This is a genomic window from Mycobacterium sp. E2462 (assembly GCF_001672685.1).
GTDB lineage: Bacteria > Actinomycetota > Actinomycetes > Mycobacteriales > Mycobacteriaceae > Mycobacterium.
The window spans coordinates 1-14,279 of sequence record NZ_LZKC01000230.1; the positions used below are offsets into that span (position 1 = coordinate 1).

The 14,279-nt window shown below is 70.3% G+C and carries 15 protein-coding genes; 8 read left to right on the forward strand and 7 right to left on the reverse strand.

Going from position 1 to position 14,279, the window contains the following annotated elements; all coding sequences use genetic code 11:
• Nucleotides 1-79: 79 nt before the first annotated feature.
• Nucleotides 80-766: a histidine phosphatase family protein gene (locus A5714_RS11460; RefSeq protein WP_068285293.1), complete on the forward strand. Its 687-nt coding sequence runs from the start codon at nt 80-82 to the stop codon at nt 764-766.
• 9 nt (nt 767-775) lie between these two features.
• Here A5714_RS11460 and A5714_RS11465 read toward each other — a convergent pair whose 3' ends face one another.
• From A5714_RS11465 to A5714_RS11475, 3 genes are all read right to left on the reverse strand, one after another.
• Entirely contained in the window at nt 776-979 is a 204-nt protein-coding gene (locus A5714_RS11465) for a hypothetical protein (RefSeq protein WP_068071975.1), read from the reverse strand.
• A 68-nt stretch (nt 980-1,047) separates the two neighbouring features.
• Complete coding sequence (locus tag A5714_RS11470) at nt 1,048-1,398, reverse strand: metallopeptidase family protein (protein ID WP_068285312.1); 351 nt, start codon at nt 1,396-1,398, stop codon at nt 1,048-1,050.
• Nucleotides 1,399-1,402: 4 nt separating this feature from the next.
• Nucleotides 1,403-2,833 (reverse strand): septum formation family protein, encoded by a 1,431-nt coding sequence (locus A5714_RS11475; RefSeq protein ID WP_068285295.1) that lies wholly within the window; start codon nt 2,831-2,833, stop codon nt 1,403-1,405.
• A gap of 111 nt (nt 2,834-2,944) precedes the next feature.
• Between A5714_RS11475 and serS the strand changes: the two genes are divergently transcribed.
• Entirely contained in the window at nt 2,945-4,198 is a 1,254-nt protein-coding gene (serS, locus tag A5714_RS11480; protein ID WP_068285297.1) for a serine--tRNA ligase, read from the forward strand.
• Here serS and A5714_RS11485 read toward each other — a convergent pair.
• A complete protein-coding gene (locus A5714_RS11485; protein WP_068071970.1) occupies nt 4,195-4,680 on the reverse strand; it encodes a DUF2834 domain-containing protein in 486 nt (161 codons plus the stop codon). The two genes, serS and A5714_RS11485, sit on opposite strands and share 4 nt — an antisense overlap.
• Before the next feature lie 69 nt (nt 4,681-4,749).
• Here A5714_RS11485 and A5714_RS11490 point away from each other — a divergent pair, with 69 nt between their 5' ends.
• Entirely contained in the window at nt 4,750-5,373 is a 624-nt protein-coding gene (locus A5714_RS11490; RefSeq protein WP_068285301.1) for a TetR/AcrR family transcriptional regulator, read from the forward strand.
• 47 nt (nt 5,374-5,420) lie between these two features.
• Nucleotides 5,421-6,992, forward strand: coding sequence for an NAD(P)/FAD-dependent oxidoreductase (locus A5714_RS11495; RefSeq protein ID WP_068285303.1), 1,572 nt, complete (start codon nt 5,421-5,423; stop codon nt 6,990-6,992).
• Here A5714_RS11495 and A5714_RS11500 read toward each other — a convergent pair.
• Nucleotides 6,989-7,333: a hypothetical protein gene (locus A5714_RS11500; protein WP_068285304.1), complete on the reverse strand. Its 345-nt coding sequence runs from the start codon at nt 7,331-7,333 to the stop codon at nt 6,989-6,991. The two genes, A5714_RS11495 and A5714_RS11500, sit on opposite strands and share 4 nt — an antisense overlap.
• On the reverse strand, nt 7,330-8,880 hold the full coding sequence (locus tag A5714_RS11505) for an MBL fold metallo-hydrolase (protein WP_068285306.1): 1,551 nt from the start codon (nt 8,878-8,880) through the stop codon (nt 7,330-7,332). Before A5714_RS11505 ends, A5714_RS11500 begins: the two co-directional genes overlap by 4 nt.
• 189 nt (nt 8,881-9,069) lie before the next feature.
• On the opposite strand from A5714_RS11505, the gene A5714_RS11510 reads away from it, so the two are divergent.
• From A5714_RS11510 to A5714_RS11525, 4 genes are read left to right on the forward strand one after another with little or no spacing between them, the layout of a single operon-like run.
• A complete protein-coding gene (locus tag A5714_RS11510) occupies nt 9,070-9,840 on the forward strand; it encodes a 1-acyl-sn-glycerol-3-phosphate acyltransferase (RefSeq protein ID WP_068285307.1) in 771 nt (256 codons plus the stop codon).
• Between the two features lie 3 nt (nt 9,841-9,843).
• Nucleotides 9,844-10,590, forward strand: a complete 747-nt coding sequence (locus tag A5714_RS11515; RefSeq protein WP_068285309.1) for a 1-acyl-sn-glycerol-3-phosphate acyltransferase — start codon at nt 9,844-9,846, stop codon at nt 10,588-10,590.
• A gap of 10 nt (nt 10,591-10,600) precedes the next feature.
• Nucleotides 10,601-11,386, forward strand: a complete 786-nt coding sequence (locus A5714_RS11520) for a 1-acyl-sn-glycerol-3-phosphate acyltransferase (RefSeq protein ID WP_068071987.1) — start codon at nt 10,601-10,603, stop codon at nt 11,384-11,386.
• Nucleotides 11,387-11,414: 28 nt separating this feature from the next.
• Nucleotides 11,415-12,230, forward strand: coding sequence for a Cof-type HAD-IIB family hydrolase (locus A5714_RS11525; protein ID WP_068071985.1), 816 nt, complete (start codon nt 11,415-11,417; stop codon nt 12,228-12,230).
• A gap of 127 nt (nt 12,231-12,357) precedes the next feature.
• Here the strand turns inward: A5714_RS11525 and A5714_RS11530 are convergent, their stop codons facing one another.
• The gene (locus A5714_RS11530; protein WP_369829437.1) at nt 12,358-14,022 is read right to left on the reverse strand and encodes an N-acetylmuramoyl-L-alanine amidase; all 1,665 of its coding nucleotides are present in this window, start codon (nt 14,020-14,022) and stop codon (nt 12,358-12,360) included.
• Nucleotides 14,023-14,279 lie beyond the last annotated feature (257 nt).

Consider the following 14,279-nt stretch of genomic DNA (forward strand, 5'->3'; position numbering starts at 1 on the left):
CGCCGCCCGCCGACGAGGCGCTGCGGTGGTTGACGCGATTGCGAGAGGGCAAGCCGGAAGCGGCGGAAAGGAGTGAGTCATGACCGGCCGGTTGGTGTTGGTGCGGCACGGCCAGTCCTTCGGCAACGTCGAGCGCAGGCTCGACACCCGCCCGCCCGGCGCGGAGCTGACGCCCCTGGGGCGCGATCAGGCCCGCGCGTTCGCCCAGCACGCCGGCCGGCCGGCGATGCTCGCGCATTCCGTGGCCACGCGGGCGTCGCAGACCGCCGCGGTCATCGGCTCCCAGCTCGACCTGGGCGCCGTCGAACTCCCGGGCATCCACGAGGTGCAGGTCGGGGAGCTGGAGAACCGCAACGACGACGACGCGATCGCCGAGTTCAACGCGATCTATGGCCGGTGGCATCGTGGCGAGCTGGACATCCCGCTTCCCGGCGGCGAAACCGGCAACCAGGTGCTGGACCGCTACGTGCCCGCCATCACCGATCTGCGGCTGCGCTACCTGGACGACCGGGAGTGGCACGGCGACATCGTGGTCGTCAGCCACGGCGCCGCGATCCGCCTGGCGGCCGCCATGCTGTCCGGCGTCGAGGCCGAGTTCGCGCTGGACAACCACCTGGACAACGCCGAGTCGGTGGTGCTGTCGCCGATCACCGACGGGCGGTGGAGCTGCCTGCGGTGGGGGAGCCTGACGCCGCCGTTTTATCCCGAGGTCGCGGCCACCCCGGTGGGCGACGCGGTTCACTCCAGCACCGACCCGATGGGATGACGGCACGGGCTAGACCGCCAGCGCGATCCATTCCGCGCACGCGCAGCCCACGGCGTCGCAGTCGATGACGAACGTGTGCGCGACCAGTTCGGGGCTGGTGCAGTCCGGTTCGGTGCACTCCGCGCGGCCCCAGAACCGGCCCTGCGCGTGACGAATGATGGTGCCGTGACAGTGATCTAGGCCTGCCCGGCAGTCGCGGCAATCGGCACTCATACGCCGTTCATAGCACCCGCGGCGGACATATCCGGGATGCCGCGCCCACAAACGCGAGATGTGTCGGGTCAGGCCCAGCCGAGCTCGTGCAACCGGTCGTCGTCGATGCCGAAGTGGTGCGCGATCTCATGGATTACCGTGATCGCCACCTCGTCGACCACCTGCTCCTCGGAGTCACAAACCTCCAGCAACGCGTCCCGGTAGACGAAGATGGCGTCCGGCAGCGACCCCGAGTAGTCGGAATCGCGTTCGGTCAGCGCCACCCCTTCGTACAGTCCGAGCAGCTCGTCGTCCTCGGGATGGCGGGCCTCGACGAGGACGACGACGTTGTCCATCGCCGCCGCCAGCTCGGGCGGAACCAGATCGAGCGCGTCGGAGACCAGTTCGTCGAAGCGCTGCAGATCCATCCGCACGGCCACCCGGCTACCCCCCGGGGGCGGGCTCGGGCACCGGGCCGGCCGGCGGCGCTCCGGCGTCACCGGGGGGCAACCCCGGGTCCGCGGGCGCCGGTGCCGGGGCGGGGGCCTGCGGAGCCGGTGCGGGCGCCTGCTGCTGTGGCTGCTGTTGTGGCTGCGGGGCCTGCTGCGGGGCCGGGGAGGCGGGCGACTGCGCCGGGGCGCCGCCGGGTTGCTGGCCGGGCAGGTGCTGGTTGTTCGGGGGGATCGCCGGTGGGGCGCTCGGCGGGCTCTGTCCCTGCCCCTGGCTCTGGCTGGACGGCGCCTGGGCCGGAACCTGCAGCGGGATCGGCGGCATGGTGAGCCGTTCCTCGGGGATGTCCGGGGGCGGCACCGGCGCCTGACCATTAATCAGCAATTGGCCCTTGGCGCTGTTCACCAGCGTGGCCCAGCCGCCGTTGCCCAGCGTGGAGCCGATGCTGCAGGCGACCTCTCGGCTGCCCGCCGTCCAGCTCGACAGCGTCACCGTCGGGTAGATGAGCGTCAGGGTGGTGGTCCGTAGCTTGGTCGGCGCCAGGTAGGCGTCGGTCATCTTGGTGCAGTTGTCTTTGATGTAGGCGTCCTGGTCGGGCTCCGGCGGCAGCGGGCCCGGGAACTTCTCGCCAAGGTTGACGGTGCCGGTCACCTCCATCGCGTGCGGCGTCTTGCAGTCCACAGGGGCGTCGGTGGGCTGGTTGGTCGTCGCGTCGATGCCCAGGCAGGTGCCCGCCGGCCAGACCTTGGACTGGTCGACGTCGGCGACCTTGCCCTTGAACACCTGCTGCTGGTTGTTCAGGCCGGGCAGCTGCAGGCCGCACAGCATGCGGCGATCGCCGGACTGACGCCAGGGGCGATCACCCGGCCACAGCAGGCTGACAGTGAACCTGCTGTTGGGGTCGAACTTGGCGCCGAGGTAGCCGCGGGCGGCCGTGTCGCACTGCTCCTGCGTGATCTGCTGGATGCGCGCGGGCGACGGGGGAGCGGCGTTCGGCCCGTATTCGGCGCCCGGGAACGTCCGCATGTCGATGGACTCGGCCACCTCGAACTTGTGGTCGTCGGAGCACTTGACGATGCGCGCCGACTCCGGCGCGGTGTCGGGCCACATCAGGCAGTCCCCGGCGCCGGCCCGGTTGAAGGCGGCGTCGCTACGGGCCCCGGTGCTCGGCACGGGATCGCTGTCCAGGTAGCCGGCCAGCCGTCCCGGCCCGGACCCCCCGACCGGGATGGCCGTGACCAGCCCGGCGATCAGCAGCCCACCCAGCGCGGTGAGCAGCAGCGCCCGCCGGGTCGCGCGGGCCTGCAGGCTGCGCGGCCACTGCAGTCCGGCCAGCGTCCGGTCCGCCGACCGGTCGGTCGAGCCGGCGGGCTCGTCGGCGCGCGAGGCGTCCAGGAGTTCGGGGGCTTGCGACATCCGCTCCATTCTGACAGCAGCGCCCCCGCGGCGTGACAAATGTTGCCGAAGTGAATCCTGGGATTCCGTGCCGGGGGTGCTGCGACGACCGGCCGCGCCGGCGAAAGTAGTCTCAGGGCCGTGATCGACCTGAAGCTGCTCCGGGAGGACCCCGACGCGGTGCGCCGCTCGCAAGTCAGCCGGGGCGAGGACCCGGCGCTGGTCGACGCCCTCGTGGCGGCCGACGCGGCGCGCCGCTCCGCCATTTCCTCCGCCGACACGCTGCGCGCCGAACAGAAGGCGGCCAGCAAGAGCGTCGGGGCCGCGTCACCCGAGGAACGCCCGGCCAGGCTCGCGCGCGCCAAGGAGCTGGCCGAGCAGGTCAAGGCCGCCGAGGCCGCGCAGGCCGACGCCGAGGCGGCGTTCACCGCGGCGCACATGGCCATCTCCAACGTCGTCATCGACGGCGTGCCCGCCGGCGGGGAGGACGACTACCGGGTGCTCGACGTCGTCGGCGAACCCGCCGCGATCGAGAACGCCAAGGACCACCTGGAGCTGGGCGAGTCGCTGGGACTGATCGACATGCAGCGGGGCGCCAAGGTGTCCGGGTCGCGGTTCTACTTCCTCACCGGGAAGGGGGCGCTGCTGCAACTCGGGCTGTTGCAGCTGGCGCTGCGGCTGGCCGTCGACAACGGCTTCATCCCGATGATCCCGCCGGTGTTGGTGCGCCCGGAGGTGATGGCCGGCACCGGCTTCCTCGGCGCCCACGCCGACGAGATCTACCGGCTCGAGGAGGACGACCTTTATCTCGTCGGGACGTCGGAGGTGCCGCTGGCCGGCTACCACTGGAACGAGATCCTGGACCTTTCCGGCGGGCCGTTGCGGTATGCGGGGTGGTCGTCCTGTTTCCGCCGCGAGGCCGGCAGCTACGGCAAGGACACCCGCGGCATCATCCGGGTGCACCAGTTCGACAAGGTCGAGGCGTTCGTCTACTGCACGCCCGACGAGGCCGAGGCCGAGCACCAGCGGCTGCTCGGCTGGCAACGCGAGATGCTGGCCCGCATCGAGGTGCCTTATCGCGTGATCGACGTCGCCGCGGGCGATCTCGGGTCCTCGGCCGCCCGCAAGTTCGACTGCGAGGCGTGGGTGCCCACCCAGGGCGCCTACCGGGAGCTGACGTCGACGTCGAACTGCACCACCTTCCAGGCGCGCCGGTTGTCGACGCGATACCGCGACGAGGGCGGCAAGCCCCAGATCGCGGCCACCCTCAACGGGACGCTGGGCACCACTCGCTGGCTGGTCGCCATCCTGGAGAACCATCAGCAGCCCGACGGCAGCGTGCGGGTGCCCGCCGCCCTGGTCCCGTACGTGGGCGCCGAGGTGCTCGAACCCTAGGCGTGCACCGTCTGGCGCGCCTGCTCGTGCCGGCGCTGGCGTTCCATGGTCGCGAAGTAGAACGCGAACGCGAACGCGAAGCTGGTGAACAGGCTCGACACGAAGTACAGCCAGGGGTGCTTGAGCCCCCGCCGGTAACCGTCGACGACCGTAAAGATGGGCAGCAGAACGACATTGGCGATCGTGTAGTCCTGGCTGGCGGAGCTCGCGGCCGGGTTGGTGAACATCAGCCGGATGTATTCGGCCCAGCTGCCGTGTTCGCCCCACAACGGATTGGTGGACCCGTGCGCGTATTCCTGCACGTAGGTGACGTTGAAGTACCAGCCGAGCGCGACCGAGGCGATGCCGACGACGTAGTACACGATTTCCATCGGCGAGAACAGCGGGCCGCCGGCGGGCCGGGCGAAGACGGCCGAGTTGGCCCTGACGATCCAGGCGATGACCGCGAGCCCGAGGACCGCGTGGGTGAGGAGCGAGACCATGTGCGCAGTCTCACCCGGTCCGCGAAGTTTTGTCAATATTGTCAAAAAGTTTCTTGATACCTTACTGCCATGGTCCGGCCAGCTCAGACGGCGCGCAGCGAACGCACTCGCGAGGCGCTGCGCCAGGCCGCCGTGGTGCGGTTCCTGGCCCAGGGCGTCGAGGAGACCTCCGCCGAGCAGATCGCGGCCGACGCCGGCGTCTCGCTGCGCACCTTCTATCGGCACTTCAGCTCCAAGCACGACCTGCTGTTCGCCGATTACACGGGGCTGCACTGGTTCCGCGCGGCGCTGAACACCAGGCCCGTCGACGAGCCGGTCATCGACTCCGTACAGGCCGCCGTCTTTGCCTTCCCCTACGACGTGGAGGCGGTGACGAAGATCGCTGCGCTGCGGGGCGGCGACCTGGACCAGGGCCGTATCGTCCGGCACATCCGCGACGTCCAAGCCGACCTCGCCGACGCCATCGAGCAACAGCTGCGCCGGCGCAGCGGGGCGGCCGATCGGTCACCCGACGCGCGGTTGCGTGTCACGGTCAGCGCCCGGTGCATCGCGGCGGCCGTGTTCGGCGCGATGGAGGCGTGGATGGTGGGCGAGGAACGGTCGCTGGGCGAACTGGCACGGATCACGCACGTGGCGCTGGAGTCGCTGCGCGACGGGTTGTCCGGCACCTGGATCACCGCAGTTTCGTCATAATTGACAAAACTTTGCGGGCGTGCGAGCCTCCATCGTGGAGGCCACAGATGACATATGACGCGATCGTTATCGGTGCCGGGCACAACGGGCTGGCGGCGGCCGTGCTGCTGCAAAAGGCCGGCCTGCGCACCGTCTGCCTGGACGGCAAGCTCTACGCCGGTGGAATGGCTTCCACGGTGGAGCTTTTCGACGGCTACCGGTTCGAAATCGCCGGCTCGGTGCAGTTCCCGACGGCCCCGGAGGTGGTCCGCGAACTCGCCCTGGACACCCTGCCGACCATCGACCTGGACGTGATGTCGGTGGCGTTGCGCGGCGTCGGCGACGACCCGCTGGTCCAATACAGCGACCCGGTCAAGCTTTTCACCCACCTCAACGAGGTCCACGGCGCCGACGCCGTCAACGGCATGGCGGGCCTGATGGCTTGGGCCCAGGCCCCGACGCGCGCCCTGGGCCGTTTCGAGGCGGGGGCACCGCCCAAGACGTTCGACGAGATGTATGCCTGCGCCACAACGGAATTCGAGCGGTCCGCCATCAACGAGATGCTGTTCGGTTCGGTCACCGACGTGCTGGACCGCTACCTGCCGGACCGGGACAAGCACGGGGCCCTGCGCGGATCGATGACGGTGCTGGCCGTAAACACCCTGTACCGCGGGCCCGCGACGCCGGGCAGCGCCGCGGCGCTCGCGTTCGGACTGGGCGTTCCCGACGGTGACACCATGCAGATGAAGAAGCTGCGCGGCGGCATCGGCGCGCTCACGGCGCACCTGGGGGCGCTGCTGGAAAGCCACGGCGGCGAGGTGCGGCTGCGGACCCAGGTTGCGGAGATCCTCGTGGCGGGCGCCGGCCCCGAAGCCCAGGTCCGCGGCGTGCGGACGGAGGCGGGGGAGACGTTGACCGCCCCGATCGTGGTCTCGGGCATCGCGCCCGACGTCACGCTCAACGAGCTCATCGACCCGGCGGCGGTGCCGGCCGACATCCGCCAGCGGTACGCCCGCATCGACCACCGCGGCAGCTACCTGCAGATGCACTTCGCGCTGGACGAGGCCCCGGCGTTCGCCGCGCCGTACGAGGCGCTCAACGACCCGGCGCTGCAGGCGTCCATCGGCCTGTTCTGCACGCCGGAAGAGGTTCAGCAGCAGTGGGAGGACTGCCGGCGCGGCGTGGTCCCCGCCGATCCCACCGTCGTGCTGCAGGTGCCGTCACAAAACGACCCGGACCTGGCCCCGCCCGGCAAGCACGCCGCGTCGGCGTTCGCGCTGTGGTTCCCGATCGAGGGCGGCGCCGACTACGGCCAGGCCAAGATCGAGATGGGCCAGCGGGTCATCGACAAGGTCACCCGGCTCGCGCCCAACTTCGAGCGCAGCATCATCCGGCACACCACCTTCACGCCGCGGCACATGGGGGTCATGTTCGGCGCACCCGGCGGCGACTACTGCCACGGCCTGTTCAGCTCCGATCAGATCGGGCCGAACCGGCCCGGCCCCACCGGTTTTCGCGGCCAGCCGATCCCAATCGCCGGGCTCTACCTCGGCAGCGCCGGCTGTCACGGCGGGCCGGGCATCACCTTCATCCCCGGCTACAACGCCGCGCGGCAGGCTCTGGCCGACCGCGCGTCCTAACCGCGCTGGCTCAACAATTCGTCGAGCAGGGCCACGAACTCGGCGGGCCGCGCCGGCGTGAACGCCGGGCGGGGCCAGGTGCCGGGCACGTCCAAGGTGATCAGCGTGGACTTGAACGGACGGCCGACGTCCAGCGGCAGCCAGCGCCGCAGGTCGGAGCTGCCCCAGATGCGCAGCCGGTGCGTCCACAGGCCCAGGTTCTCGGACTGATAGCCGCGGATCGCGTCCAGCGCGATGATTTTCGCGGTGCCCGAGGGAAAATGGTAGCGGCACAACGTGATCGCGGTGCGGTCGAGTTGCACGAGGCCGTCGTCGTAGGTCTGTCCGCGGGTCGCGGTCATGGCCGGGAACTTCGCAGCTGATGGCCCCGCGCGGTCAGGCAGCGGCCGTCGTCCAGACGCCACTGCCACCCGTGCAGATTGCAGGTCAGCGTATTGCCCTCCACGACACCGAATTTCGACAGATCCGCCTTGAGGTGCGGGCAGCGGCGCTGAATCGTCCACCCGTCCATGGTGATTGACGCCGAGTCGTCGTGACTCTCGGCGAACCAGCCGTCGGCGTAGGCGACCCGCTCGTCGGTGAGGCACTTGAAGAAGGTGTAGAGGTATTCGTTGTAACCGCCGACCCGCCATGCCGTGAACCGGGTGGACAGGAAGATGGTGTTGACCCAGTCGGGTTCCCGGTCGCGCAACACCGTGCGGACCAGTTCCGGGGCGATCGCGAACCCGTAGCGCACCTTCTCGTGTGCGATCGGCTCGCGCACGGTCCGTTTCGGGAAATCCAGGATGACCGTCTCGGGGCCCAGCACGAGTTCCACGGGATAGCCGATGCCGTCGCAGATTTCGTCGCTCTGGGACATGATCGGCTCGAACAGCGCACGCAGCGGCTCGAGCAGCGGCTCCCCGGCGGCCGGGGCCCAGCGGGCCCGCTCGGCGGCCAGCACCGGCGCCATCCGCTCGGCGTAGTCGGCGATGTAGGCGGCCTTGCCCGTGGTGAAGATGGCCTCGACCTGGTCCTCGGGGATCGGGTGGCGCAACGAGTTGAGCGTGGTTCCGGTGAAGTCCGCGGTCGAACCGGGCATCATCAGCAGCCCGCCGTCGTGGCCGTGCGCGCGCATCTGGTCCAGAAACACCGCCTGGTCGGGAAAGATGTTGGCCGGATCACCATGGTCGTCGTTGAGATGGCGCAACTCGGGATCCAGGAAGCACGGCGGGCCCGCCGACGGGACGACCCAGGTCGCCCCCACCTGAGTCAGGTACTGCCGGGCGCGGTCCATCTGGCGTTGCCGCTTCTGCACGCCGAAGGACTCCTTGGCGCGGGCCGGCATGTCGTAGACCATCGGATACCAGATGGCCCCCGAGTACTGCAGCAGGTGCACGTCGATGTGGCCGAAGGCGGAATCGAGCACGTCGAGGTCGACCGGCCGGGCGTCGTTCATGTTGAACACCGTCGTGGTGCCGTCGGAGACCACCAGCGCGGAGTCGCCGATGGGGCCGTCGGCGGGCGCCCGCAGGGCGATGATCATGACGTCCAGCTCGCCCTTGGGGCCAACCAGGCGGTGCTTGACCGAGGTGCTGGTGTCGAAGAACCGGTGAAAGCCGAGCCGTTCCAACTCGTGGCGCAGGTCCGGGACAGGGAAGTCGGGCAGCAGCACCACGGCGTCTTTATTGACGTGTTCGGCCAGGTTCTTGGCGTCGAAGTGATCCTTGTGCAGGTGCGACACGTAGAGGTAGTCGCAGTCGCCCAGGCGGTCCCAGTCCAACCCGCTGTTGTCGGGGAACGGGAACCAGGACCCGAAGTACGCCGGGTTGACCCAGGGGTCGCACAGAATGCTGCCCGCGGGCGTCTCGATCCGAAATCCGGCGTGGCCGACGCTGGTGACCTGCACAAATACCTTTCTGTGGCCGCGTCACGCCGCGACCGGGGGAACGGCTTTTCAGCCCCCGAGCTTAGCGCGGCGCGCTGCCGGGCACCCGCCACGCGACCCGGGCGGCGGACCGGCGTGGCGGTGCCCGCGAAAGCCCCGGTGTGCAGCACTTCGGGCGACTCGCCGCCGGGCGCACTAGGCTGAAGTGCTGTGGAACCGGTATACGGGACTGTCATCCAGATCGCCCGCTTGGTCTGGCGCATCCAGGGCCTGAAGATCACGGTCAGCGGTGCGGACAACCTTCCGAAGACCGGCGGCGCGGTGATCGCGATCAATCACACCGGCTACCTGGACTTCACGTTCGCGGGTCTGCCCGCCTACCAGCAGGGCCTCGGCCGCAAGGTGCGGTTCATGGCCAAACAAGAAGTGTTCGACAACAAGATCACCGGGCCCATCATGCGCAGCCTGCGGCACATCTCGGTGAACCGCCAGGACGGGGCGGCGTCCTACGAGGAGGCCGTCCGCAACCTCAAGGACGGCGAGCTGGTCGGCGTCTACCCCGAGGCCACCATCAGCCGCAGCTTCGAGATCAAGGAGTTCAAGTCGGGCGCGGCCCGCATGGCGCTGGACGCCGGCGTGCCGATCGTCCCGGTCATCGTCTGGGGCGCGCAGCGCATCTGGACCAAGGGCCACCCCAAGAAGCTATTCCGGCCGAAGGTGCCGATCATCGTGCTGGTGGGCGAGCCGATCGAGCCGACGCTGGCCCTCGAGGAACTCAAGGGTCTGCTGCACTCGCGCATGCAGCACCTGCTCGAGCGGGCGCAGGAGATGTACGGGCCGCATCCCGCGGGCGAGTTCTGGGTGCCGCACCGACTGGGCGGGGGCGCGCCGTCCCTGGCCGACGCGACCCGACTGGAGGCCGAGGAGGCCGCCGCCCGCGCGGCGCGCCGCGCCCAGGCCCCAGGGGCGCCGGAGCAGTGAACGATGGCGGAGCCGGTCTACCGCACCCTGGAGTTCGTGGCCCAGTTGGCCGTCGTGGTCAGCGGCGCGCGGATCAGCTATGCCGGTGAGGAACACATCCCCGATGACGGCGGCGCGGTGATCGCGATCAACCACACCAGTTACGTCGACTTCCTGCCCGCCGGGCTGGCCGTGCACCGCCGCCGCCGGCGGCTGCGCTTCATGATCAAAGCCGAGATGCAGCAGGTGAAGGTGGTCAACTTCCTGATCAAACACACCGGCACCATTCCCGTCGACCGCCGCGCCGGCGGGGACGCCTACGCGGTGGCCGTGCAGCGCCTGCGCGCCGGCGAGCTGGTGGGCGTCTACCCGGAGGCGACGATCAGCCGCAGCTTCGAACTCAAGGAGTTCAAGACGGGCGCCGCCCGAATGGCCGCCGACGCCGACGTGCCGATCGTGCCGATGATCGTCTGGGGCGCGCAGCGCGTCTGGACCAAGGACCACCCGCGCAAGTTGATCCGCGGCAACATACCGGTGACCGTGGGCGTGGGCGAGCCGCTGCGGGCGGCCGACGACACAGCGCAGACCGACGCCGCGCTGCGCGCATCGATGACGACGTTGCTGCACGACGTGCAGGGACGCTATCCGAACGAGCCGGGAGCGCACTGGGTCCCCCGCCGGCTGGGCGGCGGCGCGCCGACCCCCCAGCAGGCCGCCCGGATGGAGGCCGACGAGGCCGCGGCGCGCGCCGCCGGCCGTCGCGGTAAGTGAAGGAGACGACATGGCTGAGGGGTTCTACCGGTTGGGCGAGTGGATCGTCCCGCCGATGGTCGCGATGCAGGGGACCACGTTCACCTATCACGGGTTGGAGAACATCCCGACCCGCGGCGGGGCCCTGCTGGCGCAGAACCACACCAGCTACCTGGACTGGCTGCCGACGCTGCTCGCGGTGCGCGAGCGGGGCCGGCGCGCGTACTTCATGATCAAGGCGGAGATGGCCGACGTGAAGGCGGTGAACTACGTCATCAAGCACGCCCGGCTGATCCCCGTGGACCGCCGGACCGGACACGACGCGTTCGAGGTGGCCGTGCAGCGGATGCGGGAGGGCGAGCTGATCGGGATGCACCCCGAGGCCACCATCAGCCGCAGCTTCGAGCTGCGCGAGTTCAAGACCGGCGCGGCCCGGATGGCGCTCGACGCCGGGGTGCCGATCATCCCGCTCATCGTCTGGGGTGCGCACCGCATCTGGCCCAAGGACCACCCGAAGAAGGTGTGGCGCAACAAGGTTCCGATCACCGTCGCCGTCGGCCGGCCGCTGCCCCCGCAGGGCACGCCCGAGCAGGTCAACGCCGCGCTGCGCGCGTCGATGAACGAGTTGCTCTACCGCGTCCAGGAGGAGTACCCGCACCCCGAGGGTGAGTACTGGGTGCCGCACCGCCTGGGCGGCGGCGCGCCGACCCAGGACGACTCGCGCGCCATCCGGCTCTCGGAGCTGCAGGCCCGGATGCAGAAGTACGGCACCGACGGGGTCACCCGGCCGGGCCAAGAGCAGAGCGGGCTGCATTGAGCGCTTGCCGCCGCGGCGGACGGTCTCGATGACCCTGCCCGCCCTCATCGCCTGCGACGTCGACGGCACCCTCTTCGACGACGCCGACACGATCACCCCGCGCACCCGCGACGCCATCCACGCCGCCGTCGCCGCGGGCGCGCGGTTCGTGGTCGCGACCGGCCGGCCGCCGCGCTGGATCCGTCCCGTCGTCGATGCGCTCGGTTTCGCCCCCGTCGCGGTGTGCGCCAACGGCGCCGTCATCTACGACCCCGCGACCGACCGGGTGCTCTCGGCGCGCACGCTCGACCTGGACACGCTGGCCGAGCTCGCCGAGCGGGTGACCCGCCTCATCCCGGGCGCCGGGCTGGCCGTCGAGCGCATCGGCGAACGCGCCCACGACACCGCGACGCCCCAGTTCGTCAGCTCGCCGGGTTACGAGCACGCCTGGTTGAACCCGGACAACACCGAGGTGGCGATCGAGGATCTGCTGAGCGCACCGGCGATCAAGCTGCTGGTTCGCCGGGCCGGGGCGCGCAGCGCCGACATGGCCGCCGAGCTGGCCGGGCACGTCGGCAACGCGGGCGATATCACCTACTCCACCAACAACGGCCTCGTCGAGATCGTGCCGCCGGGAACCAGCAAGGCCACCGGCGTGGACCAGATTGCGGCCCCGCTGGGCATCGTCGGCGGGGAGGTGGTCGCGTTCGGTGATATGCCCAACGACCTGCCGATGCTGCGGTGGGCGGGGCTGGGCGTCGCGATGGGCAACGCCAACCCCGACGTGCAGGCCGCCGCCGACGAGGTCACCGCCAACAACAACGACGACGGGGTGGGCCGGGTGCTCGAGCGCTGGTGGTTATAGCGGCACGACGATGCACGCCGCGTTGCGGCGTGCGGAGGAGTGTCGCCATTGAGCCTGAGCGGCACGACGATGCACGCCGCGTTGCGGCGTGCGGAGGAGTGGCGCCAGTCAGCCTGAGCGGCGTGCGTCAGGCCGCGGGCGGGTGGGCCGGCAGCGAGAAGTGCTCGGCCGGGACCGTCGGGCCGCTCGGCGCGTCCGTCGACAGGGGCGTCGTGATGCCGTCCGCCACCTCGTTGACGTTTCCGGTCAGCCGGTCGTAGTTCAGGGTGCCGTGCGTGAAGTTCTGCGTGATCTGCAGCGGTTCCTGGATTTCCGCGCTGGTCGGCAGTCCGAGCGGTCCCCGCTCGTAGCTCAGCGACGCCCAGGCGTCGTAGATGGCGCCGGTGACGGGTTGCGCGCCGGTCTGCGGTGACCAGTACATGGCGCCCTTGGCGAAGGTGACGTAGCGGGCGTCCCCCTCGGCGTCGTCCTCCGGGGACGTCGGCGCGCCCAGCGGGCTGTTCATGCCGCCGATGGCCTGCCAGTGGTCGTAGATCGCGCCGCCCTGCAGCGCCTTGATCAATTCCTCGGGCGGATCGTTGAAATGCGCTGCGATATCCCGGATCTCGTCCATCAGCGCGTAGGCGGCGTTGCCCGGACAGTCGGTGTTGCCGACGTCGCGGTGGGTGAAGATGGTCGGCAGCGTCGCGATCGAACCGGCCGGGTAGGTGGTGTAGTGGCTGCCGGCCGACTCGAGCGCCACGGTGCCCTTGGGGTCGACACCGTCCAGGCCGAGCCGCCAACCCAGCAGCCGGCCAACGGTTTTCAGCTGGATCGGGGTGGGCGGGACGTCGTCGAAGTTGCCCATCATCGCCACGCCCCAGGTGTTGCGGTTGAAGCCGCCCGTGTGGAAGGCCTCGACCGCCTTGGTCAGCCCCCCGGCGCTCCCCTCGAACACTTGGCCGTATTTGTCGACCAGGGCGTTGTAGGCGATGTCGCACCACCCCAGGGTTTTGCTGTGGTAGGTGTAGATGGCCTTGACGATCCCGGCGGACTCCAGCGGGGAGTAGTCGTTGCTGCCGGCGGTGTGGTGCACGACCGCGGCGCGAACCCCGTTGTCGTACTGGGGGCTTCCGCAGCGTAGCGACTCGTCGGCGCCCCACTGTTCGCGGCTGATGATGGCAGGGGCCTGGCCCGGCATCAGAACCCCCGACGGCGGAGTCCAGTGCGTCTCGACCGGGGCCTGCGGCGGGGAGATGAGCACCGCGTTGATGTTCTGCCCGAAGGGCTGGTCCCGCGACGCCGGTCGGTACCCGAGTGGGGGCTTGCCCGGGGCGTCGGCCGGGGGCGCCGGGACCGGCTGGGTGACCGGCGCATCGATCGGGCGGGTGACCGCGATCTGCACGGTGGTGGTGGTGCCGACGAACACGGGGTCGGTGCCGCGGGGGCCTTCGACGGGCCCCGCTCCGGAGTCGTCGCCCACCCGGCTCGTCGGGTCGGGGGCGGCGGTCTCGTACTCGGTCTGATACCAGGGGCCCCAGGACCCGTCGGGGCGCTTGGCCCGCACCCGCGTGGACGTCCCGGCCAGGTCGCCGGTGAGCGCGACCAGTGAGAACGGCGTGTCCTGGCTGATCTCGCGGACCGTGACGCCGCCGCCCAGGCCGATCAGCGGCTGTTCCACCAATTGCGTGCCCCGCGCCGGGGGCGGGCTCGCCGTGCCGTGGTCACGCGTCGCGTTCGCCACCCACGACACGATGACGACGGTGGCCGCGACGGCCGTGAGCAACGTCGTCGGTGCGCGGCCACGGGACACCAGTCGATGTTACGTGTGTGTCCACTGTTATTAGTGAGACGACACGACGCGGCGCGACGGGGAATCCGCGCCAAATGTCGACGGCACCGCAGAGTGGGTGACTCTGCGGTGCCGTCTGGTGACAGAGGTGCGCGAAGTTCTAGACCGGGGGCAGGACCGGCGCGGCGGCCGGCAGGGCCGCAGCCGCACCCGGCAGCGCCCCGGCGGCACCCGGCAAGGCGCCCGCGGCGCCCGGCCGGGCAGCGGCCGCACCCTGC

Excerpts from the sequence above, each read along its gene's own strand:
- A5714_RS11460 (WP_068285293.1), top strand. The coding sequence starts at position 80 with ATGACCGGCCGGTTGGTGTTGGTGCGGCACGGCCAGTCCTTCGGCAAC.
- A5714_RS11465 (WP_068071975.1), bottom strand. The coding sequence starts at position 979 with ATGAGTGCCGATTGCCGCGACTGCCGGGCAGGCCTAGATCACTGTCAC.
- A5714_RS11475 (WP_068285295.1), bottom strand. The coding sequence starts at position 2,833 with ATGGAGCGGATGTCGCAAGCCCCCGAACTCCTGGACGCCTCGCGCGCC.
- A5714_RS11485 (WP_068071970.1), bottom strand. The coding sequence starts at position 4,680 with ATGGTCTCGCTCCTCACCCACGCGGTCCTCGGGCTCGCGGTCATCGCC.
- A5714_RS11490 (WP_068285301.1), top strand. The coding sequence starts at position 4,750 with ATGGTCCGGCCAGCTCAGACGGCGCGCAGCGAACGCACTCGCGAGGCG.
- A5714_RS11495 (WP_068285303.1), top strand. The coding sequence starts at position 5,421 with ATGACATATGACGCGATCGTTATCGGTGCCGGGCACAACGGGCTGGCG.
- A5714_RS11500 (WP_068285304.1), bottom strand. The coding sequence starts at position 7,333 with ATGACCGCGACCCGCGGACAGACCTACGACGACGGCCTCGTGCAACTC.
- A5714_RS11515 (WP_068285309.1), top strand. The coding sequence starts at position 9,844 with ATGGCGGAGCCGGTCTACCGCACCCTGGAGTTCGTGGCCCAGTTGGCC.
- A5714_RS11520 (WP_068071987.1), top strand. The coding sequence starts at position 10,601 with ATGGCTGAGGGGTTCTACCGGTTGGGCGAGTGGATCGTCCCGCCGATG.
- A5714_RS11525 (WP_068071985.1), top strand. The coding sequence starts at position 11,415 with ATGACCCTGCCCGCCCTCATCGCCTGCGACGTCGACGGCACCCTCTTC.